Source organism: Paenibacillus sp. MMS18-CY102 (assembly GCF_009789195.1).
Taxonomy (GTDB): domain Bacteria; phylum Bacillota; class Bacilli; order Paenibacillales; family Paenibacillaceae; genus Paenibacillus_T.
Genome location: NZ_WSTC01000037.1, coordinates 25,035 through 46,404 on the forward strand (window position 1 = coordinate 25,035; position 21,370 = coordinate 46,404).

The window sequence follows — 21,370 nt, forward strand, 5'->3', positions numbered from 1 at the left end:
GGTTCATCCAACAGGAGCAGGAGGAGATTTAAAGTGAACAAACCGGAAAGCGTCATGGTCGCGTTAATTACGGGGGCAAATTCGGGCGTAGGGCTCGAATTGACGAAAAGAATGTTGTCCGAAGGCTGGGAGGTCGCCGCGCTGGTCCGTTCGCCGTTTCCCGACGATGAGCCGGTAATTGCCGAAGCGCGGCAAGCCGGGCGATTGCGAATCTACAGGGCGGATTTGGCGGACTTTGCACAGCTTCGGGAAGCTCTGCAGCTCATTAAGAGCAAGGAGCCGCGGATCGATGTGTTGTTTAACAACGCAGGCGTATCGCTCGCGGACATGAAAATTTCCAAGCAAGGCCGTGAAATTCACTACGAGGTCAATGCGGTTGTGCCCTACATCGTACTGATGGAGCTACTGCCTCAATTGCGGCAAGGCCGCCTGAAAACCGTTGTGAATACGTCCTCCAACGCCCTATTATATAAACGAGGCTTCGAGACTGGTGAGCTGGAGAGGCCGCAGGCGTTCAAGGCGCTATTCGGGCCCTACGCGTCCAGCAAGCTGGCCTTATCGTTATGGACCCGGGAGCTGGCGGCATCGCTGCTGTCGGAGGGGATTCGAATCCGCAGCGTTTGCCCCGGCGGGAACAAGACCGCAATGACGGCGAATGCGGCTATGCCGATTTATTTGCGCCCGATTCGCCAGCTCTTTTTCAGCCACCCGAGCAAAGGGGCAGCCCGTGTGTACAACGCCGCGTTCGGCGAAGGACGGGAGCGCACGGGGGTTTTCTTGAACAAGGGCAAAGCGACAGCGTTGCCTTTCGCTGAACGCAGTGCGGAGGTTCTCCGTAAGATTGCGGCCGTTTACGAAGGGGAATTTCAATCGGAATCAATGAAAGCGGGTGAAAACGGTGGAGGAGACGTATTCCATACAGGAAGCTTCCAGTAAAACTGGACTGACCGAGGATGCCATCCGGCACTATGAGAAAATCGGGCTGCTCCCCCCTATCCGACGAAAAGCGAACGGCCACCGGGCCTTCGCCGCCGCTGATCTGGAGGTGATGGAGCTGATTACGTGCCTGAAGAAAACGGGGATGACCTTAGAGGAGATGAAGAGCTACGTTCATTTTCCTTTCAAGGACGCAATCGGCTCCAATGCCGAAATGCTGGCGACGTTTCAACAGTACAGGCAGAAAATAACGGCGCAGATAGCCGATCTTCAGCGTATTTTGCAATTTATCGATGATAAGCTGGATAACCGGCAATCGTTGTTGAAGCAGTAACGCTTGGGGCCTGTCCCCGCGGCTCTGCACGGAGCTTCCCCACCACGCTTTTTTCGCCAAAAAAAGAACCGCACAACAGTGCGGTTCTCGATCTTTTACATATGGCGCGCCCGATACGATTCGAACGTACGACCTGCAGTTTAGGAAACTGTCGCTCTATCCTGCTGAGCTACGGGCGCGCGGTGAAGATTATTTTACCATGGAATATTCGCGTGGTGCAACTTCCATAGCTATACAAATAGCTGAAAGCTAGCGCCTGCTCGTCTCTTGTTGATCTCTCTAATTTCTCATGAAACAATCAAATTCACGCTTATATTGCTAAAAAATATATAGTAGAAGCAGGTATTTTGGAGGATGTTGTCGAAAAAACAAGAGGGATTTGGTTTTATTTAAACCAGAATCATGCAAAATGTTTTTTTATTATTTTATAAGGAGGCCCGGTAACAGATGAACAAACGAGTGTTAGGCTTGCTATTAGCACTAATTTTATGCTTGCCCGGCGTTGTTGCGAACGCGGCTGCGAAGACTTCGGCGGATTTCACCGATCTGAAGGATTTGGACGCGGCGACAAAAGCCAAGTTTGATGCCTTGATTGCCGCAGGTGTATTTAATGGCGTGGGGGAAGACAAATTCGGATTAAAGGAAGAGATGAATCGCGCTCAGTTTGCTAAGGTTGCAGCATTGATTTTTGACCTGAAAGTAGATGGGGACCAGAAGACTTCCAGTTTCAAAGACGTAAAATCCGATGACGCCGCTAACGGCTATGCACTGCCTTATATTGAAGCAGTTAAAGCCGCTGGCATTACTGATGGATATGGGAATGGCGTCTTTAATCCAGCAGGAAAAGTGACTAAGGAGCAGCTGGCAACTTTCCTGATTCGCGGATTAGGCAAAAAAGAGGATGCGAAGGACACTCCAGGCGTCAACGACAGCACGGTATCCGATTGGGCTAAAGGCTACGTTGCGCTTGCTTTGGAATTAAAATTGCTGGCTAATGGCGCAGACGGCAAATTCGGTGGCCAATCAAACGCAACGCGCGATTTGTTGGTACTTGGTGCATACGAAGCTAAGCAACAATATGTGCCGCCTGTAAAACCGGAAACAAAGCCAGATCCGAAGCCGGAAACGTCAACGCCGTCGCGCACGTTGCCTGCAACGGTTACCGTCGCAAAACCGGCAGCTAACCCTGTCGGCGGTGAGGTAGCAGCAGGAACAGCTGTATCGCTGAGCACGGCGACTGTAGATGCCGTTATTCACTACACGACGGACGGCAGCACGCCGACGGTTAGCAGTGCGGTGTACAGCACAGCAATTTCCATCACAAGCCCAGTTACAATCAAGGCGATTGCTGTTAAGTCTGGCGCAACGGACAGCGAGATTATGAGCGAAAGCTACACCGTCATTCAGCCTGTGCTTGATGTCGTGGCAAAGCCGACTGCGAGCCAAGCGGGCGGCGAGGTAGCGGCAGGAACTTTAGTAACGCTGAATACAGCGACTCCTAATGCAGAAATTCACTACACGACAGACGGCAGTACGCCGACTGAGAGCAGCCCCGTTTATAGCACAGCGATCTGCATCGAGAGCCCAGTTACAATTAAAGCTATCGCTGTTAAGCTCGGCGCAACGAATAGTGAAGTAATGAGCGAAAGCTACACAATTAGCCCGCCTGTGCTTGAATTCGTTGCAAAACCAGTGGCGAGCATTACTGGTGGGGAAGTGATGTTAGGAACGCCAGTAACACTTAGCACGGCGACTCCTGATGCTGTCATCTACTACACGATAGACGGCAGTACACCAACAACGAGCAGCCCGATTTATAGCGCGGCGATTTCTGTTATTAGCCCAGTTACAATTAAAGCTATCGCCGTTAAGCCCGGTGCATTCGACAGCGAAATTATGAGCGAAAACTACACAGTCATGATGTTTCCGCCGATTCTGCCAGGTGGTCCATGTGTTCCACCGTTTCTACCAGGTGGTCCATGTGTTCCACCAATACCGCCAATGCCAATAGTGCCCTAACGGCTATTGACCTCCGTTACGAAAAGCCTTTCCCTTATGCAATATAGAGGGAGGGGCTTTTTGGTGTTCAATGGTATGGTGAGATTGCCCTTTGCTTTCTGCTCTCGATACTGTTATATTACATGTATAACAGTATTCATCGCCAGAACGGAGGTGCGGATATGATTATACGCATCGATCTCGAATCGGATATTCCGATCTATACACAGCTCACGAATCAAATCATGGAGGGCATTGCGACGGGGGAGCTAAAGCCTGGGCAGGCATTGCCTTCGGTACGCGCTTTGGCGTCAGATCTCGGCATTAACTTGCATACGGTGAACAAAGCTTATTCGATTTTAAAAGACAGCGGTTTCGTTCAGATCCATCGGCAAAAAGGCGCAGTTGTGCAAAATGGCGGCATGCCGCCGGCAGACCCGGCGTTCGAGGAGCGGCTGGAGCGCGAGCTGCGGCCAATGGCTGCTGAAGCGATTGGGCGGGGCATGGAAGAGGAGCGGTGGCTGGCATTGTGCCGCCAAGCTTTTGGACAGTTGAATGCAAGACGTGAAGGAGGGGCTATTCAATGAGCACGTTAAACATGTGGTTGACGATGTTAATTCCTTACTTGGTCGTTCTGCTGGCGCTAGCCGCTGTGCCTTATATATCGCTTCGTACGCCATTTGGCGTGAGTGTACCAAGCGGGGCAAGGCAGCACGGGGAAATATCCCGTATGCGCAGACAGCACACGTTCTTGTTGCTCATCATAGCTGTGGTTATAGCAGGGCTCGTTGGCCTTCTCGACGTGAGCGGAGTTGGAGGCATCCCGACGGCAGCAGCAGGTGCGGATGAAGCGTCTGCCCCCATGCTAGGCATAGTAGGAACGTTTGGCCTCTTGCTGGCCGGCTTCGCCTTATACATCGCTTTTCACCGCCGGATGCTCACGCTCAAAGAGCAGCAAGGTTGGCAGCAAGTGCAGCCGCAGCAAGCCGCGACTATGCTCTCGTTCCGCAATGAGCCGAGCACGTATGGCATCGTATGGTTTCTTCCGTCGCTGCTTGTAACGGTGATATGCGCGATTATTGCCATCATGTCGTATGATACGCTGCCTGCGATCATTCCGACGAAGTTCGATTGGAACGGAGAAGCAATAACTACCCATGCTAAATCTTGGGGAATTGTTCTGCAGCTGAATATGATTCAGCTTGGCATGATCGGGCTGCTAGCTTTTACGAATAAGGCAATTGGCTCGTCCAGTGTGCGGCTGGATCCGAATCGCCCAGAACAGTCGGCTGTAGCTGAGCGCAAGTATCGCCGTGGCATTTCCTTATCTATTATCACGTTATGCTTCTTTATCGTCCTGTTGCTTGGCTGGGTGCAAGCTGTTGCGCTTTACCGAGGTTCGATGGGGGGCGAAGCGCTCTTTATTGCTGTTCTTCCGATGCTTTTCGCAGGCGTTTCGATTTTCTATATGATGCGTGTGGGCAAGAACCGGGATTCGTTCGATATTCCTTCACGGGGACAGGATCGGCACTGGAAGCTGGGGAGTATCTACTGGAATCCAGAAGATCCGGCAATTATGGTGGAGAAGCGGGCCGGGATTGGTTGGACAATCAATGCAGCCAAGCCACTTGCATGGGTGATTTTCTTAGTTCCGATCATTATCGTGGTGGGGATTTCCTTATTTGCGGATCAGGGGATTTTTGTGCGTAAATCCTCGGGTCTTGGTTGGACGTTAGATTTCTCCCATCCTGGCGCATGGTTTGCCCTCGCCATTCCAATTGTGATTATCTTGTCTATGCTGGCAATAGCCAATCACCGTCGTCATTAAATGTAAAATAATCAGGTATTTAGACCTAGATACAATGGAAGAATGTCGAAAAATATGATGGTAAATCCCGAAATATTCGACATATTCCAACAGACTCTCACTCTGTCATTGCGTATAATAGTGGTTATACCACAAGAGTTTACGTCATGATAGGAGCGAGCCTAGAGCGTGTGTCATGGATAAGAATGAACTGCTCACCCAACTACAAGCGCTCCGTCAGAAGCTTCATGAGATGGCTGAAGCGCGAGGTAACTTGACAGACCCGGATGTATTGGCGATCAGCGAGGAAGCTGACCGCGTCATAATTGTACTGCAGCAGATGCAAGTGAAAGGAAAAGCCTCACGATGAACCTGTCCCTACGAATTGCTTGCCGGTTTGCGGCGAAGACGGCGGAAGAAGGTTGTTAATAATGAGGCACATTCCTCTTGCATCACGCCACTTGTGAGCTCCGTTTCGTGATTGAAACGGGGCTCTTGCAGTAGGTTCATTAATGTTCCTGCACACCCCGCCTTAGGATCATGTGTCCCATAGACAACGCGCTTTACGCGCGATTGTACAATGGCCCCCGCACACATCGGACAAGGCTCTAGCGTTACATACAATGTGCTGTCCAGCAGCCGCCATGCCTCGATATGCTTGCTTGCCTCCCGAATAGCGATGATTTCGGCATGCGCCGTTGCATCGTGATCCGTTTCCCGCAGGTTATAGCCCCTTCCAATCACTTCACCATTACGTACAATAACTGCTCCGATAGGAACTTCTCCGATCGCTTCCGCTTTGCGGGCTTCCTCGATCGCTTCCGCCATCCACCGGCGGTCCTCTTCTCTCTCAAAACGTTCTTCCGTACTCACAATTACGATTCACCTCGCGTCTATTGTATCTTGTTTGGACGCTGTTGACGAGCGCTGGCCATCATATGGTTTGAACGATGGCTGTCGCGTAATTCGACGCTTAAAGGATGTCGAACAAGCACGAATTATGCCGCGAACAAACATTCGTTGTTAACAGGTTGTGCATAGTTATGTGGATATTGTTGATAGTTATCCACAATTCTATCAACAGATTATCCATAACTGTGTGTAACTAATGTGTACAGTGTGCGCAAAATGTGAGCAACAATAGAATAACTCACATTTTATCCACATAATTTGTGGGATAACTTTGTGAATCCGATCAACTTGTACCCAAATCCAAAGGATCACATAGGAGGAGATGATACTTTTGGATCGCTTTCATTTCATGGTAATTATGGTATGATTCTATTAGAATAAAATAGCGAAATAGAGCGAAAAACCGTAAATAAAGGGTGTGACGTATTGTGTCGGTCAAACAGAAGCTGACCCTAGTTATAGCGGGCATTATATTCGTCCTGCTAGCGGCTAATTTGATGCATCAATGGACGATGTCGAATACGAACCTCGAGCGGCAAGCAGGGCTTTATTTGACAGACGTTACCGACAAGCTATCGGACGGCCGTTCATTGCCAGACAGCATGAGTGCCATGAATACCGGAAACGGTTTCGTAGTCGATGGCGTGCTGGAGATGACTGCATTCAAAATGGTCGATCACCAGCCCTCATTGGCTTATGGGACCTATGAATTCGGCAAACTGTCAGACGAGTTGAAGCCGATTCAGCGGGCTGAGCAAGGAGAAGCTTCAATAGAAGATATTCGGCTAGATGATGGAACGCACGCCTTGGTCCGGTATGTGCAGATTAATCAGCCGGCTCCGTTTGTGGTGCGTGTTGTGCTTGATCTAGAGCATGTGGATCAGCTCGTGAATAATCAGATCCGTGAAGAGCTTGTCGTTTCGGCGATCTTGTTGGTTGTGTTGACGTGCATTGCTTATTTGTTGTTGGGGCGCATTTTCCGTCCACTGGATACGATCGTCTGGAAGGTCCATAAGGTGGCACATGGCCAATTCGACGACATGATTGAGACCAAAAGCCGAGATGAGTTCGGGCAGCTTGCCTTACAGATGAATAATATGTCCAAAAATATTAACATCTATATGAGCAAGTTGAAGCATGCATTTGAGGAGAACCGATCCATGAAGGATTACCTGGAATCCTTCATTAATCACACGACGGATGCAATTCATGTGGTCGATCTGGATGGGAAAATTTCATCGATTAACCGCGCTTTTACGCAGATGTTTGGTTATGAGGAGCATGAAGCGATTGGGCATAAGCTATCGCTTGTTCCGCCTCAGTGGCTGACAGAAGAGAAGAAGGCGATTGATGCTGTGATCGCAGGGAAGCTGCAGCCGCCGCTGGAGACGATGCGCGAGACGAAGAATGGGGATTGGATATCGGTAAGCGTCACCTCTTCGCCAATTCATGACGGCAATGGGGCTGTTCGTGCGATTGCCAGCATCACCCGAGATATGACAAGCCGCAACAAAATGGAGGAGCTGCTGCGCCGCTCCGAGAAGCTGACCACAGTCGGGCAGCTGGCGGCAGGCGTTGCACATGAAATTCGCAATCCGCTTACCACGCTTCGCGGATTTCTCCAGCTGCAGCAGCAGACGAATAAGCTGAACGTTCGCCACGTCGACATGATGCTGGGTGAATTGGACCGCATTAATCTAATCGTTAGCGAATTTCTTATTCTGGCTAAGCCGCAAGCGACCAAATATGAGGTGAAGGATGTTCGCTTTGTCCTCGGAGATGTGATGTCGCTGCTGGATAGCCAGGCTCATTTGTGCGGCATTATTTTTGATAGCCAATTCAGTTCGGATACCTGTTATATCGCATGTGAAGAAAACCAGTTGAAGCAAGTGTTCATTAATCTATTGAAGAATGCAATGGAAGCGATGCCTAAAGGAGGAACCATTAATATTGCAGTTGAGAAGAGCAAGTGGGGGGAATCAATTATTACAATAACGGACGAAGGCTGCGGCATCCCAGATGAGATGATTCCTCAGCTTGGCGATCCATTCGTTACGGGCAAGGAGGCTGGCACTGGGCTGGGCATTATGGTAAGCCAGCGCATTATTCAGAGCCATCGCGGCACGATGGATATCGTCAGCCAAGTCGATGTAGGGACGACCGTTACGATTACGTTGCCTGGCAATGTAGCGGAGGAGGAGCTTGCGGAAATATCAGGTGAACAGGGTGCTATGCAGCCAACTCTTTAAACGGATGCAGGGGAGTCTCGATTGGCGGTCCAAAATCAGGTACAATAGACGTTACAGATCGCATCAGCGAATATGTGGGAAGAAGGATGGGATCGCGACGTGGAACGGCATCAATCAGGATCGGTTCAACCTGCTCCGTCAACTGAATATCGTGCGCTGCTTGCCGGCGCGACGGGGCTGGTCGGCAGCTCGCTGCTGCGAAAGCTGTTAGCCCACAAGGCTTGCCGAGAGCTGACTGTATTGACGCGGCGCCCATTAGATGGCGCATCTGCAAGGATTGTCATGGCGGCAGAAGCCAATGGGGCGAAGCTGCGTGTTATCGTTGCGGATTTCGATCGGCTGGGCGAAGCATTGTCCGATGTCGAGGCCGATGTGGTGTACTGTGCGCTCGGGACGACGATTCGGAAAGCGAAGTCCAAGGATGCGTTCCGTAAAGTAGATTTCGACTATCCGCTGGCGCTTGGGGAGTGGGCGAAGCGGCATCACGCTCGCAAATACGTAGCCGTAACGGCGATGGGCGCCTCGACGACTTCGCCGTTTTTTTACAGCCGGGTGAAGGGTGAGTTGGAAGAGGAGCTTGCGGAGCTGCGGCTGCCAGAGTTGCATCTCTTCCGCCCTTCGCTGCTGCTGGGCAAGCGGCAAGAGATTCGGCTGGCAGAGCTATTCGGGGCATGGGCAGCCATTGCGATGCGGCCTCTTATGCTAGGAGGGCTCCGCAGATATCGGCCAATTAGCGGCGATACCGTAGCTGAAGCGATGCTGCGGGCAGGCATGCGGGTGACGGCGGAAGGCGTCTATGTGTATAACTCCTTCGATACGGCGAAACTGGGCACAGGTGACAATGACGATGATAACGAAAGTACGGACAGCGGCATGATGGGGTGAAGACAGGTGAGAATTAATAAATTTATAAGCGAAACGGGCTTCTGCTCGCGCCGCGAAGCCGATAAGCTGGTCGACGAAGGCCGTGTGACGATTAATGGCATTATCGCGCAGCTCGGCAGCCAAGCGGAGCAAGGCGATGATGTACGCATTAACGGCAAGCGAATCGGCACGTCGAGACGGCATGTATATATCGCGCTGAATAAGCCGGTCGGCATTACAAGTACGACAGAGTCGCAAATTAAGGGCAACATTGTCGATTTCGTGGGCCATTCGGAGCGGATTTTCCCGATTGGCCGCCTGGATAAGGATTCCGAAGGGCTTATTCTGATGACGAACGATGGCGATATCGTGAATCGGATTTTGCGGGCGGAAGGCAAGCATGAGAAGGAATATATCGTAACAGTGGACCGTCCGGTTACGCCGATGTTCGTTAAGGGGATGAGCGAAGGCGTACGCATTCTCGGGACGATGACGCTGCCGTGCAAGGTTACGAGGATTGCAGAGCGGGTATTCAAGATCGTGCTGACCGAAGGGAAAAACCGCCAAATTCGCCGAATGTGCGAAGTGTTCGGTTTTCGTGTCGTACGGCTGCGCCGCGTGCGGATCATGAACATCCATCTCGGGGATCTCGCGAACGGACGTTGGCGGGACCTGCATCAGGATGAGCTTGACGAGCTGTTCCAAACGCTGCGCTACAAGCCGCAGGATGGTTAAATTAAATCGAATGGATAACAGGGCTGTTCCAAAAGTCGTTGCGATTAGACTTTTGGGCGGCTTTTTTATTTTGTCCCAAATAGCTTGCGCCTATCTCTTCGCCGTGCCATTGCAGTTTGTACAACAAGAACGGCCTGAACGGCCTGTCCCGAGGGTTCCCATTGTAGTTCAAGCAATGAGATACGGGCTTGATGGGCGACAGATGCCCGAAACATAGAAAAGCTGCTTTTCTTGTTGCACAATATGCAATGACGCCTCCCGGCTTTCACGCCTGCGTGGGTTCCATTGTATGAGCTGCAATGAGCAGACTGCTGCATTTGAATAATAGTGTACACGGTAGTCCGCGCGTAAACGCAACACCAATCGTTACGGAGCAAGAAAAAGGGGATGTCCCTTCAGCCGTTATGGCTTTTGGGACACCCCTTATCGTTGTGAAACGTATTTGATTTAATTATTTAGCAGCTGCTGTTGCTGCTTTGCTCGGGTCGCTGTATTTGCGCATGAGCGATACTTCGACGCGGCGGTTTTTCGAACGGCCAGCTTCCGTAGCATTCGAAGCAAGCGGACGGAATTCGCCATAACCTGTCGAACTGATCAGCCGTGGATCGAGCTGTGCACTTGAGAGCAGAATCTGCATGAAGTTCAGTGCGCGATCGGAGCTCAAATCCCAGTTATCGCGGAAATCGCTGTTCGAGATAGGTTGGTTATCCGTATGGCCGGCAACAATGATCTCATAGCCTGGGTATTGCTTCAGCATCTTCGCGATAGCTTGGCCAAGCTTGCGGGATTCCGCCTTAACAGCCGCGCTGCCCGAAGCGTAAAGTGCATTGTCGCTGATGGTGATAAGCAACTGGGACTGATTTAGCTTCGTATCGAGCTGTGTGGTCAAGCCCATTGATTTGATATATTGGTCCAGCTGTTTCTTAAGCTTCTCGAGATCCTCTTGCTCTTTCTTGCGGAGCTTCTCGAGGTCATCTTGTTGCTTCTGTTTTTCTTGTTGTTCTTTCGTGACGGTTTGCTGTTCTGTTTTCGTTTTTTCCTTTTCTTTCTCGTCATTCAGGTCTTTGCCCGTCGCAACGGAACGGAATTCTGGCAGAACGCCAACGCCGCCATCGAGCGCCATGTTGAACGCACGGCTCATTTCATCGAACCGTTTGGCGTCCACCGAGCTCATGGAGAACAAAACGATAAACAAGGCCAGCAATAGGGTCATTAAGTCTGCATAAGGAATCAGCCACGATTCGTCAGCATGTTCCTCATGTTCTTCGTGTTTACGCCTTCTGCTCACCGTTCGCCTCCTCCTTCGCTAGCATGTTAGCACGCTCTGTAGGCGTCAGGTAAACCGACAGCTTTTGGTTGATTGCGACTGTCGATACACCTGTTTGAATCGATAGCAAGCCTTCAACCATCATGAGGCGGATTTCCGTTTCACGCTTCGAGAGGCGTTTGAGCTTGTTGGAGATTGGATGCCAGAGCACGTAACCGGTAAAAATACCGAGCAGTGTTGCGATGAAGGCAGCTGCAATGGCGTGCGAAAGTTTTTCCATGTCGCTCATGTCGGCGAGTGCCGCGATCAGGCCGATAACGGCGCCGAGAACCCCGAGCGTAGGAGCGTACATGCCGGCTTGGGAGAAGATTAGCGCGCCGGACTTGTGGCGGTCTTCTGTTGCCGAAATATCTTCAAGCAGAACGTCGCGGACGAAGTCCTGGTCGTTACCATCGATAATCATGCGCATGCCGTTGCGAAGGAACGCGTCCTCGATTTCATCAACTTTTGCTTCGAGTGCGAGCAGGCCTTCACGACGCGTAATCGTTGCCCATTCCATGAACAGGCGAATCAGGTCTTGGCGAGCTGGCAGATTTTGAGCGGAGAAGATGATTTTGATCAAAGTCGGGAACTTCTTGATTTCCGACATTGGGAAGCCGACGAATAATGATGCAGCCGTACCGACTAGAATAATGATGTACGCTGCTGGGTTATTCACCAAGTTGATAATCGGCGCTCCCTTGAGATACATACCGACTACGATGGCGACTAGCCCAAGTCCAATACCGATTCCAGTTGATTTCTCCATAATACACCCCGTCCAGATAGTAGAAAGTATCGAAGCTTTCCCTAGTTTCCTGTGATGCGCGAAGCGCTCCATTTCTATTTATATCGTCAAAAGAGGCGGGAGAAATTAGAGATTTTAGCCCTTTTTGTCGGGATAGCGTCGAAAAGTCTCATCTTTTATTGCGATTCAGGGTTATAAGGCTTGCCAGCGGTGAAAGCGGGCACGATTTGGTGTAAAATGGAGGGACCCCGGCGGCAAGCGCCGCGAGCGGATTGAAAGATGAATTCGGCATACAGAGGGGCATCATCAGCATGAGAGGGCGGATCACTTATGGGCGTTAAACACGCACGTGAATATGTTGATATATTGCGGGATTTGACGGAGGCGGTAAGCGCGATTCCGAACAACTTTACTTTCTTCGAAATGACGAAGGAGGAGTGGGAGGAGCTCAGCGACGAAGAGCGCGCTGAAGCGATGGAGACGCTGGCCGATGATGTATTTTACGGGCTCGGCCGACAGCCTGACATTCGAGTAGGTGACGGAGCGGTTATCTATGCGGCGAAGCATCATGTCATCGAGGTTGTGCAGGGCGGCAACGTAACGCAGGTTGTGCGCTTGATCTAATCCGGAGCGACCGGGGCGCGGGTGAGGGTCGGATTCTTGTCATGTCGGATCTGCCAATTAACCCCTAGCTGCTACGCTGATCCTTCCTCGTACACCATACAATAAAATGTTGCAGGTCCAGCCGGCGTCTGGCGCTCATAGGTGTCGGTGACGGCGAAGCCTGCTTTGGCATAGGCGCGGATTGCACGCGTGTTCCAAGCAAGCACTTCGAGGTCGATTTCATCATGGGGCGCGCGCTTGCGCGCCTCTTCTGCTGCGGAGCGTGCGAAGGCAGGACCAAGCCCGAAGCCGCAAAGATCGGGGCGAAGGCCAAGGCCGAGCCGCGTGACGCCAAGCAGCGGGAAAAATTGTGCGAAGCCAATCATTGTGCCTTGTTCGTCAAGGGCAGCAGCGTATTGGGCGATACGAATGGCATCGTCGCCGAATTCGAGGCCTTCGGCCGCCATGCGGTCCCAGTCCGACCAGCCATACAGGTCGAACGGTGATTCGTAACGCCAGCGGCATAGCTCCTGTGCGTGCTCGCGGCTTAAGATTTGGAAATGCCAGGAGGCGGGAATGGCTGGTTTCATCGGATTTTGGCCCATTAGGATGCTCCTGTCTTTTCCCAGCACTGGGAGATTGGAAATTGTCACGAAACATTCGCACCCATTATAACAAAGCCTTACGCGTCATGATATGATGGGAAGATACCATGCTTCATTAACGAGCATTGATTAAGGAGCCCTTATGCGTAAACTGATAGCCATCGGCAGTTTGTCCTACCTATTAATCGGATTGGCGATGGTTTTGACTGGTGCCGTGCTGGAGCCGGTAATTGCCCACTATGGGCTTGATTATAAAATGGGAAGCTTGTGGATTACGGATCAATTCGTCGGTTATATGATCGGTGTATTAGCCGCGCCGCTGCTCACTTCTAGGATTGGCAAACGCAGCACGCTTGTCATTGCGTTTGGCTGTTTAACCGTAGCTGAGGCTGCGTACAGCATGTTGCTTCCGTGGAGCCTGATGCTCGTTATCGCGCCGCTTGCCGGGATTGGCTTCGGTGCTGCTGAGGCCATCGTCGGAGCGACGATCATTGAGCTGAGCGAAGAGAATAAGAAAGCTTCGAACATGGCGACGCTTGAAGTATTTTTCGGCGTGGGCGCACTCATTATGCCGATTGGCGCGGCTTATTTGATCCATATGGGCGTGTGGCAGGTAACGTTCCCTGTCCTGACGGCCATCTCTGGCATTACGATGCTGCTGTGGCTAACGCTGTCGTTCGGCAAGGCAGATGACCAGATCGGATGGCAATCGCGCACGGAAGCTTCGGCAGAGCCGGCGAAACAATCCGAGTCCGAGTCGGCGCTTGGATCAAGCAAGCAGGCGCTGGCACATGGGGAAAAACGCAAATATGACCGTAAGGTTTACCCGTTCTTGTTGTTCGGCATGCTGTTCTTCCTGGCTTATGTAGGGATGGAGATGAGTTTCTCCAACTATTTACCTTCCTTCCTCATGCAGCGCACGGGAGCAGAGGAGACGAGCGCGGCGTCTATTCTGAGCGTATTCTGGCTATTCATGGTCATTGGGCGGCTGTTCGTTGGGCGAATTGCGGATCGGATCGGTTTCCCTGTGTACTTGATCTTGTCGGCGGCAAGCACGGTGGCCGTATTGGCTGTGTCGGCACTGACGATGTCTTTCAGCGGGCTTGTCATCTGGACTTGCCTAGCGGGATTAACGATGTCAGGCATGTTCGCTGTGGGGCTTGTGTATGTGAACAGCCGATCGACGGCCGGGATGACGGAAAGAACGACGAGCTTGATGGTCGCAGCAGGCGGAATCGGCGGGGCCTTATTCCCTCGGATTTCGGGCTGGCTTATGGATAGCTACGGCACGACAGCGACGATGTGGTCGATTGCATGCATGGCTGTGTTCATGGTTGCCGTGTTCTTGCTGATGGTCTTGGCGGGCAAGCGTTTGAAGGCGAGCTAAAAGCTTCATTTTACAGATAGGGCGAAGGCCAATAGAAAGCCGGTATCTCTCGGGAGTGAGGGATGCCGGTTTTTATGCTTTTGTGGCTAAAATCCCAGTAGGTGGGAGATGCGGCGGCGATGAATTGTGCGATTTTGGCGTATACTACTCCTTCGTTGGTGATGTTGCCGCATACGACCCTAGCGTGAAAGAAGTGTGTTAGGATAGGGTGGTTGTTAGTTATCTATTCTAGGCGCAGACAAGCGGAAGGGGTAAAGGTGATGACCAGACTAGTCATCTTGGGTTGTATTGCATTCTTGGTCGTTGGGCTTGGACAACTCGTCGTCGGCACCGTGATGGAACCGATGGTTCACGCATATGGCGTACAGTATGGGGATGGCGGGCAGCTCGTCATGAACCAGTTTCTCGGAGGCGTAGCGGGCGTTTTGTTAGCGCCGTGGCTGATGAAGTTATTGGGCAAAAAGAAGCTGCTGTTAACGGCACTTGCTTGCATGGTGCTTGCTGAAGGCATTTATGCGTTCCAGCCGCCATGGCTGATGATGCTCATTACGGGACCGATCGCAGGCTTTGGCTTTGGAACGACTGAAGCGGTTGTAGCTTCGTTTATTATTCTAACCGCAGGCAATAACGCCAACGTTGCGATGAGCCGGGTCGAGGTTTCGTTCGGCGTAGGCGCGCTGCTCATGCCGTTTGCAGGAGCGCCGCTTATATCTAGCGGCAATTGGATGACCGGCTTCGCTGTTGTAAGTGTGCTTGCCATCGTTACGCTTGTTCTATGGCTGTTGTTCTGGCCGCGCGAGCTCGATCAATCGAAAGAAGAAGCGAAGGAAGCTGAAATTAAGAGCGCGCAGGCACAAGCCAGCATCAGCCGGTCGCGCAGAAATATTATTATGATCGCATGTGGGCTTTTCATCGCTGTATATGTCGGGTTCGAGATTAGCCTTGTGCATTACTTTCCGTCGTTGCTCGTTAAGAATGGTTTGAGTGATGCATCTGCGTCGTTGTCGCTTAGCGTATATTGGGGTGCGATGGTGCTTGGACGCCTCGTGTCTGGCCATATCGCGGACCGTTGGGGCGGTGCGCCGTATATGTTGGTAACGTGTTCGGCTTGTGCGGTTCTATTCCTGATTCTAGGCATAACCGAAAGCACCGGCGGCATGTTCGCTCTCGCATTCGGCATGGGATTGGTCATGTCGGGAATGTATTCGATTGCAATAGTGTTCTCCAGCCGGGCATTGCCGGGCTCGAACGAGAAAACGATCAGCTTCCTGATGATGTTCGGGGGCGTCGGCGGGGCATTCATGCCGAAGCTGACGGGCTGGTTCATTGACCGTAATGGCGTCGCTGACATGCGTTGGTTGTTCGTTGGCTTCGCTATCGCAATGCTGGCAGTCATTGCCTGGGCAATAATCGCGTCGCGGAAGACGCGTAAGCTGGCGGAAGCGACGGCTGCATAATAACGGCTTATGTATAGGGATGTTTAAAATTATGAGATCGGAAGGACGGCCAGACGCCAATGTTTGGCCGTCCTTTTTTTGCAAACTAGCACCTGGAATGTTGTATAATTCTGCTATAAGGACAAGTTTAGAGAGGCGGATGAAATGAATGAAAAATATCGTATCGTTGCAATGGCTGCTTGATCATAAGGAAGACGCAGATGTCGCTATCGTCGATTGCCGATTCCAACTGAGCGAGCCGGATGCTGGCCGCGAAGCGTATGAAGCATCGCATATTACGGGGGCTGTTTATCTCGATCTGGAGAAGGACCTGTCCTCGCCGGTTGAGGAGAATGGCGGACGCCATCCGCTGCCGGACATCGCACAGCTGACGGGAACTTTAAGCCGTGCCGGCATTGGCAATGCCACACGAGTTGTTGCGTATGATGACCAAGGCGGTGCAATGGCATCGCGCTTGTGGTGGCTCTTGAAATACCTCGGGCATGAAGAAGTGTATGTACTGGATGAAGGCTTCGCGGCATGGGAAAAGGCGGGCTATCCGGTGTCCAATGAGCCATCGGTTAGCATTCTAGCGCCGTTCTACGCAACGGTTCAGCACAGCATGCTCGTTGAAGTTGACGAAGTGCGCGAGAACCTCGGCAATGAAAGCATCACGCTGATCGATTCCCGCGAAGCGCCGCGCTATCGCGGCGAGGTTGAGCCGATCGATCGTGTAGCGGGGCATATCCCCGGCGCGATCAACCGCTTCTGGGCAGAAGGCCGCGGCGCGGACGGCAAGTGGAAGAGCGCGGACGAGCAGGCGGCGCGGTTCGAAGGGCTGGATCGTGCGAAGCAGACGATTGTGTACTGTGGGTCTGGCGTGACGGCTTGCCCGAACGTGCTGGCGCTGCAGGAAGCTGGGTTTGAGAAGGTGCGGTTGTATGCTGGGAGTTGGAGTGATTGGATTAGTTATGGGGGGAATGCGGTTGCTGTGGGGGAGGAAGCAGCGCCTAAAGGAGAATAGCAGTAAAATGAATTGGAATACAGAGCACGGCGTGAAGGATGCTGGCGTTCTGTATTTTTTTATCTTAAAGTCAACACGGAGTCAACAATTGGCTAAATTATGAGTCTAATATCTTAGTTTCTAGTACATTCTAAATGATTAGCATAAAGTTATCAGTTGAATCAACAACGGAAAACATAATTGGATTAATCAACGAAGAATCAACAAGTGCTACGAAAGTTTTCAGCTCTGTTCCATATCATACGAGTTGTTCAATTTAAGGAAGGAGTTGGTGGAAAATTTTTTACGACTCTATTACAATAATACTTATTACAGAAAAATAATTTTATAGAGGTAAATTGATAATGATAAGAAGTATTGCGATTGAGCGGTTTAAGCATTTAGTTGATATTAATATTGAATTAGGAAATATGAATGTATTCGTTGGTTCAAACAATGCAGGGAAAAGCAGCATACTTCAAGCTGTACAGTTTGCAATATCGGCTGCTCAGACTACTACACTTGAGCCAAACACCAGGTGGATTGGAGAAGCGTTAAACACTTCGGTTTCTCCTAATCAACTTGTGTATACCCCACTAAGAGATGTTTATGCTCTTGCGCCAGGTGGAATTCTCAGAGAACCTCGAGGTGAGGGGATTAGCGTAACATTTATTGAAGACGGAAGTGATGCTGAAACTAGTGTTCTTGTTGGAAAGGGAAGAAATAAGAACTTAACTGTTAGAATTTCGGGTCAAAGCTTAGGAGAAAGGCTTCAGAACATTAATGAACCTTATAGTATATTTGTTCCTGGCTTGGCTGGTATACCGGCAGTTGAAGAGTACAAAACACCCGGAATTGTCAGGAAGGCCGCAGCCCGTGGTGATGCGAATAATGTATTTAGAAATATTCTGTGGCTATTAAAGCAAAATGAGGAAAGTTGGAATAGGTTTACTTCGGATCTGAAAAAAGTATTTTCAAACTTGAAATTAAATGTAACGTTCGTTCCAGACAGGGACGAGCATATAAATGCCACAGCTAGATTTAACGATTACGAACTACCAATTGATTCTGCGGGCACTGGGGTTTTACAAGCAATTCAAATATTAAGTTATGTTAATTTGTATAAACCCAAAATGCTTATATTGGATGAACCGGACTCACATTTACATCCGAATAATCAAAGGAAACTTGCAACAGTTCTACGCTCACTAACTGAGGAACGCGATCTTCAAATATTGTTATCTACTCATTCTCGCCATTTAATTGACGAGCTAATGGAAAGTAGTAAAATGCATTGGATACAAGATGGTAAAATTAATGTTGAGGATGATTATGATACCGTCCGGATATTAACGGATATTGGTGCTCTTGATAAGGGAGAACGGGTTCTCAGAGATACTATAAAATATGTATTTTTAACAGAGGATTCCAATATAGATGGTGTTCGAGTATTATTGATTGCTTCAGGCTTCAATATTGAAGAAGTTGATATTTGGTCATATGAAGGCTGTGCTAAGGTAGATACCGCTCATGTATTAAATGCATTTATAAGAAAACATGCACCTAATACTAAAGTGATTTTACATCGGGATAGAGATTACCTTAATGATGATGAAATATTTAATTATAAACAGAAAATAGAAAATGCGGGCATGAATTGTTTTATTACTGATGGAACTGATATGGAATCCCATTTTTTAAATGCTAAACATATAAATAGTATATATTCTCAAATTTCCGAAGAACAGGCAGCAATAATCCTCGAGCAGGCAACAGCTGAAGTCGAAGATAAAACACTAGAGAAATTTATTAATTCAAGGACTAAGTTAGAAATTGCAAGAGTCGGTCCCAACAATATAAATCCTGGTAGGATAGCTACCGAAGCTCATCAACTTTACTTTAGTAATAAAGACCGTTATAGGCATGGGAAAAAAGTTGTTGGATGTGTGAAATCTAAACTAGTACCTATTGTGGGGGGACAGGTAGACATAATTGTACCTTCTATGTTTATTAAAAATGATAGCTTAAATAATATGCTGGATCCGATAGTTGTATAATGTAGATTAGCTTGGTTATATAGTAGCAAGGCAATATACAATACAACAAGCCAAGCAGCGATCTCTTTTCTAGTGGACTATACTTCCGAATGTTAGATACGTAGACAGTTGGAGTGATTGGATTAGTTATGGGAGAATCCTATAGCTATCGGGGATGAAGAACAACTGAGCAAGTGGCGGAAATGTGCATAGAAGTATTGAAGTTCAATACAGAGCACGGCAGGAAAGCTGTCGCTGCTCTGTATTTTTTATTGGAGAAAGCCAATAAGCGCTACATTGTTAAGTACAGTGATTGCCAACAAGATTAAAATAGTTTTAAACTCTATGAAGATAACCATTCCGAATGGAGGGAGTAGATGATAACGGTTAAACGAAGTCTACATTGGTCGGCAGTAGTTGGAGTGGCTTGTTCGTTTTGGCTATTGCTGTGGCTTTTCGGTATCGTAACAACGCTTTACGATCTCAAACAATTAGATGATGCCGACAAATCAGGCAGCAACAATTTCATGGCCATTGTAGGCATGCTCGCACTATGGGCGGGGTATCGGGCAATGAAACGTTTAGCGCTCTTAAGATATGGGGAGTTCCGCAAAGTGGTGGTTGTTAAGCAAACTGAAGAAAGCTATGACATGACTTCAGGTCTCACGGGTAAGGTATCTCTGTACCGTTATAGTTTCATGTTGAATGATCGCAGATACTCGAAGTTTCTTATGTATGCTGTTGGCCTTAAGAACAGAAATGGCGTGGAAATCGTCTACAATACTCGCAAACCAGATAACAATTCTATTTCCGGCAAACTTCAAGCCCGGTTCGATCCTTCTGCGAATCAGTGGCGATCCTCCATGTGGCACGTTATTCCAAGGTTAATATTATTGGTTGTTATTGTAGCGGCTATCTTTGCGTTATTGTTTATGGACACCCTTCCATCGTTTATTTGACGCAAAAAGTCGTTTTAATCGGCAAGCACCCTTTGGAGGTGCTTTTTTCATGGTGGGGGTCGCACGAAGGGGAGAATGTGGTGGCGAGGTTTAGGGAAATAGGAGGCCGTGTCGGGAACAGATGCAGTACAGCCCTCTTTGGATTGCTACATAAAATAACTATTCTGCAGTTCTAATCACATGCCCTTGTGCTGTAGCTGGAACTGAGAAGTTTACCGTTCCAGGAATCGTTATTTTTACTTGATCCCCTACACGTACACGCTCATACTCTGCTTGATCTACGACTGTAAGCTCTAAGATATATGGACTTGCTTCGCTCATTATATCTTGAAGCGGAGCATGCAGATTAGCCACTTTGTCTCGAACAATAATAACCTTATTGCCTGATGATTTTGCTATCACAAAACCGTTGTTATAATCCCAGTTATTTATGGCAGCATTTGTTTCAACTTTTACTTGCTGCTCTCCCTGGCTAGTAGCGTTTGAACAACCAGCCAATAGTAATGCTAAGGCTGTTAACTTTATTATTTTTCTCATAGGAATCCTCTCCATGGAGATATGTTTTAAAAATTATCAAAGCGAAGAGAGTTTATTGTTTCATTCTTTATAAGTGTCATCAACCGATACAAACAAGCCACCCCACACATCTGCGTCTCAATAATCTCATCCAAATAAGCCCTAACATGCTCAGCCACATGCAAAATCCCCTGCAGATCCGTATGTGCGGCCTCGGCGATAGATCGTTTAAAATTCACGGTATCTTCCGAATAGACGGAGCTTTGCAGCATTTGAACCAACCTGATTTTGAGCAAATGGGCGCCACTGTATTGACGATATTGGTTGTCAGGATGGCGATCCGCCGTTACATATCCTGCTTGCTCCCAGTAGCGGATCGCCGATTTGGGAACCTGCGTCAGTGTGGAGGCTTCGTTGATGGTGAATGGCCCCTCGGCATAGGGAGATTTATTGTCATTAGCATATATCCGAATATCCTGAATTAACTCCTCTAACTTCACTTTTTCCTCGTACAAAGCGACTTCCTTTTCCCTTATGATCCACATTGCATCCTGCGGTTGGTCCTGATGGAGACAACGCAGTGCCTCGGTGGTTACTTCCATTCCGAATGCTGGGGCCATGGCTTGAATACACGATAGATAGGCATCATGCAGGTCCGTATAGATACGGTAGCCAGTTGCTGAACGTTCAGCGGGAGGGATTAGGCCTTTAGCTTCGTAATTCCTTATCGTGCTGGCACTAATATTGAATGCGGCCGCCATTTTTTTGGGGTTCGTCAACTCGGCATCGCTCTCCTCATGACAATAGATAAAGGTTAAACTTTATTATAAGGTTTTCTGTAAAATGAGGCGGTTTTCCTTCTAAATATTTGTTCAACCTTCCAATTGGCTTGTAAGTTGTACAATGGAGTTGAAATGAAGATAAGGAGGCGTTTGC

The 21,370-nt window shown here is 49.4% G+C and carries 21 protein-coding genes and 1 tRNA gene; 15 read left to right on the forward strand and 7 right to left on the reverse strand.

Translation table 11 applies throughout. The features are described 5' to 3' along the window. Positions 1-33: 33 nt before the first annotated feature. Both GON22_RS21645 and GON22_RS21650 read left to right on the forward strand, forming a co-directional pair. The gene (locus GON22_RS21645; protein ID WP_336604351.1) at positions 34-936 is read left to right on the forward strand and encodes an SDR family NAD(P)-dependent oxidoreductase; all 903 of its coding nucleotides are present in this window, start codon (positions 34-36) and stop codon (positions 934-936) included. Further along, positions 899-1,270 (forward strand): MerR family transcriptional regulator, encoded by a 372-nt coding sequence (locus tag GON22_RS21650; RefSeq protein WP_160398202.1) that lies wholly within the window; start codon positions 899-901, stop codon positions 1,268-1,270. The genes GON22_RS21645 and GON22_RS21650 overlap by 38 nt, the downstream gene beginning before the upstream one ends. A 102-nt stretch (positions 1,271-1,372) precedes the next feature. Here the strand turns inward: GON22_RS21650 and GON22_RS21655 are convergent. Then, positions 1,373-1,449, reverse strand: a tRNA-Arg gene (locus GON22_RS21655). A gap of 268 nt (positions 1,450-1,717) precedes the next feature. Between GON22_RS21655 and GON22_RS26250 the strand changes: the two genes are divergently transcribed. The 4 genes from GON22_RS26250 to GON22_RS21675 all read left to right on the forward strand — a co-directional run bounded on the left by GON22_RS26250 (position 1,718) and on the right by GON22_RS21675 (position 5,445). Then, the gene (locus GON22_RS26250; RefSeq protein ID WP_160398203.1) at positions 1,718-3,289 is read left to right on the forward strand and encodes a chitobiase/beta-hexosaminidase C-terminal domain-containing protein; all 1,572 of its coding nucleotides are present in this window, start codon (positions 1,718-1,720) and stop codon (positions 3,287-3,289) included. Positions 3,290-3,450: 161 nt separating this feature from the next. Further along, positions 3,451-3,855, forward strand: a complete 405-nt coding sequence (locus GON22_RS21665; RefSeq protein ID WP_160398204.1) for a GntR family transcriptional regulator — start codon at positions 3,451-3,453, stop codon at positions 3,853-3,855. Next, on the forward strand, positions 3,852-5,096 hold the full coding sequence (locus GON22_RS21670; RefSeq protein ID WP_160398205.1) for a DUF1648 domain-containing protein: 1,245 nt from the start codon (positions 3,852-3,854) through the stop codon (positions 5,094-5,096). The genes GON22_RS21665 and GON22_RS21670 overlap by 4 nt, the downstream gene beginning before the upstream one ends. Positions 5,097-5,271: 175 nt before the next feature. Next, positions 5,272-5,445: a Spo0E family sporulation regulatory protein-aspartic acid phosphatase gene (locus GON22_RS21675; protein ID WP_160398206.1), complete on the forward strand. Its 174-nt coding sequence runs from the start codon at positions 5,272-5,274 to the stop codon at positions 5,443-5,445. Between the two features lie 8 nt (positions 5,446-5,453). Here GON22_RS21675 and tadA read toward each other — a convergent pair whose 3' ends face one another. Next, the gene (gene tadA / locus GON22_RS21680) at positions 5,454-5,948 is read right to left on the reverse strand and encodes a tRNA adenosine(34) deaminase TadA (RefSeq protein ID WP_336604352.1); all 495 of its coding nucleotides are present in this window, start codon (positions 5,946-5,948) and stop codon (positions 5,454-5,456) included. A gap of 467 nt (positions 5,949-6,415) precedes the next feature. Between tadA and GON22_RS21685 the strand changes: the two genes are divergently transcribed. From GON22_RS21685 to rluF, 3 genes are all read left to right on the forward strand, one after another. Next, the gene (locus tag GON22_RS21685; protein WP_160398207.1) at positions 6,416-8,236 is read left to right on the forward strand and encodes an ATP-binding protein; all 1,821 of its coding nucleotides are present in this window, start codon (positions 6,416-6,418) and stop codon (positions 8,234-8,236) included. A 99-nt stretch (positions 8,237-8,335) separates the two neighbouring features. Next, positions 8,336-9,121 carry an NAD-dependent epimerase/dehydratase family protein gene (locus GON22_RS21690; RefSeq protein ID WP_160398208.1) on the forward strand — a complete coding sequence of 262 codons (786 nt, stop codon included), beginning with the start codon at positions 8,336-8,338 and terminating at the stop codon, positions 9,119-9,121. Positions 9,122-9,127: 6 nt separating this feature from the next. After that, complete coding sequence (gene rluF / locus GON22_RS21695) at positions 9,128-9,835, forward strand: 23S rRNA pseudouridine(2604) synthase RluF (protein ID WP_160398209.1); 708 nt, start codon at positions 9,128-9,130, stop codon at positions 9,833-9,835. Between the two features lie 451 nt (positions 9,836-10,286). Here the strand turns inward: rluF and motB are convergent, their stop codons facing one another. Next, the gene (motB, locus tag GON22_RS21700) at positions 10,287-11,123 is read right to left on the reverse strand and encodes a flagellar motor protein MotB (protein ID WP_160398210.1); all 837 of its coding nucleotides are present in this window, start codon (positions 11,121-11,123) and stop codon (positions 10,287-10,289) included. Further along, positions 11,107-11,910 (reverse strand): flagellar motor stator protein MotA, encoded by an 804-nt coding sequence (gene motA / locus GON22_RS21705; protein WP_160398211.1) that lies wholly within the window; start codon positions 11,908-11,910, stop codon positions 11,107-11,109. The genes motB and motA overlap by 17 nt, the downstream gene beginning before the upstream one ends. A 309-nt stretch (positions 11,911-12,219) precedes the next feature. On the opposite strand from motA, the gene GON22_RS21710 reads away from it, so the two are divergent. Further along, positions 12,220-12,513 carry a hypothetical protein gene (locus tag GON22_RS21710; RefSeq protein WP_160398212.1) on the forward strand — a complete coding sequence of 98 codons (294 nt, stop codon included), beginning with the start codon at positions 12,220-12,222 and terminating at the stop codon, positions 12,511-12,513. A gap of 71 nt (positions 12,514-12,584) precedes the next feature. Here the strand turns inward: GON22_RS21710 and GON22_RS21715 are convergent, their stop codons facing one another. Then, complete coding sequence (locus GON22_RS21715) at positions 12,585-13,097, reverse strand: GNAT family N-acetyltransferase (protein ID WP_160398213.1); 513 nt, start codon at positions 13,095-13,097, stop codon at positions 12,585-12,587. 142 nt (positions 13,098-13,239) lie between these two features. On the opposite strand from GON22_RS21715, the gene GON22_RS21720 reads away from it, so the two are divergent. From GON22_RS21720 to GON22_RS21740, 5 genes are all read left to right on the forward strand, one after another. Continuing rightward, the gene (locus tag GON22_RS21720; RefSeq protein WP_160398214.1) at positions 13,240-14,484 is read left to right on the forward strand and encodes an MFS transporter; all 1,245 of its coding nucleotides are present in this window, start codon (positions 13,240-13,242) and stop codon (positions 14,482-14,484) included. Between the two features lie 260 nt (positions 14,485-14,744). Continuing rightward, a complete protein-coding gene (locus GON22_RS21725) occupies positions 14,745-15,941 on the forward strand; it encodes an MFS transporter (protein WP_202113436.1) in 1,197 nt (398 codons plus the stop codon). 148 nt (positions 15,942-16,089) lie between these two features. Next, positions 16,090-16,944, forward strand: a complete 855-nt coding sequence (locus GON22_RS21730) for a sulfurtransferase (protein WP_160398216.1) — start codon at positions 16,090-16,092, stop codon at positions 16,942-16,944. A gap of 344 nt (positions 16,945-17,288) precedes the next feature. After that, a complete protein-coding gene (locus GON22_RS21735) occupies positions 17,289-18,980 on the forward strand; it encodes an AAA family ATPase (RefSeq protein ID WP_160398217.1) in 1,692 nt (563 codons plus the stop codon). Positions 18,981-19,336: 356 nt separating this feature from the next. Further along, positions 19,337-19,918: a hypothetical protein gene (locus GON22_RS21740; protein WP_160398218.1), complete on the forward strand. Its 582-nt coding sequence runs from the start codon at positions 19,337-19,339 to the stop codon at positions 19,916-19,918. Between the two features lie 159 nt (positions 19,919-20,077). Here the strand turns inward: GON22_RS21740 and GON22_RS21745 are convergent, their stop codons facing one another. After that, positions 20,078-20,455: a DUF3221 domain-containing protein gene (locus GON22_RS21745; protein ID WP_160398219.1), complete on the reverse strand. Its 378-nt coding sequence runs from the start codon at positions 20,453-20,455 to the stop codon at positions 20,078-20,080. A gap of 26 nt (positions 20,456-20,481) precedes the next feature. Then, positions 20,482-21,213, reverse strand: coding sequence for a MerR family DNA-binding transcriptional regulator (locus GON22_RS21750; protein WP_160398220.1), 732 nt, complete (start codon positions 21,211-21,213; stop codon positions 20,482-20,484). Positions 21,214-21,370: the final 157 nt, after the last annotated feature.

Bases quoted from the DNA above. Each gene is read 5' to 3' on its own strand.
- GON22_RS21670 (WP_160398205.1), top strand. From the start codon at position 3,852: ATGAGCACGTTAAACATGTGGTTGACGATGTTAATTCCTTACTTGGTC.
- motA (WP_160398211.1), bottom strand. From the start codon at position 11,910: ATGGAGAAATCAACTGGAATCGGTATTGGACTTGGGCTAGTCGCCATC.
- GON22_RS21740 (WP_160398218.1), top strand. From the start codon at position 19,337: ATGATAACGGTTAAACGAAGTCTACATTGGTCGGCAGTAGTTGGAGTG.
- GON22_RS21675 (WP_160398206.1), top strand. From the start codon at position 5,272: ATGGATAAGAATGAACTGCTCACCCAACTACAAGCGCTCCGTCAGAAG.
- GON22_RS21720 (WP_160398214.1), top strand. From the start codon at position 13,240: ATGCGTAAACTGATAGCCATCGGCAGTTTGTCCTACCTATTAATCGGA.
- GON22_RS21745 (WP_160398219.1), bottom strand. From the start codon at position 20,455: ATGAGAAAAATAATAAAGTTAACAGCCTTAGCATTACTATTGGCTGGT.
- GON22_RS21715 (WP_160398213.1), bottom strand. From the start codon at position 13,097: ATGGGCCAAAATCCGATGAAACCAGCCATTCCCGCCTCCTGGCATTTC.
- GON22_RS21725 (WP_202113436.1), top strand. From the start codon at position 14,745: ATGACCAGACTAGTCATCTTGGGTTGTATTGCATTCTTGGTCGTTGGG.
- GON22_RS21730 (WP_160398216.1), top strand. From the start codon at position 16,090: ATGAAAAATATCGTATCGTTGCAATGGCTGCTTGATCATAAGGAAGAC.
- GON22_RS21735 (WP_160398217.1), top strand. From the start codon at position 17,289: ATGATAAGAAGTATTGCGATTGAGCGGTTTAAGCATTTAGTTGATATT.
- GON22_RS21665 (WP_160398204.1), top strand. From the start codon at position 3,451: ATGATTATACGCATCGATCTCGAATCGGATATTCCGATCTATACACAG.
- GON22_RS21710 (WP_160398212.1), top strand. From the start codon at position 12,220: ATGGGCGTTAAACACGCACGTGAATATGTTGATATATTGCGGGATTTG.
- GON22_RS26250 (WP_160398203.1), top strand. From the start codon at position 1,718: ATGAACAAACGAGTGTTAGGCTTGCTATTAGCACTAATTTTATGCTTG.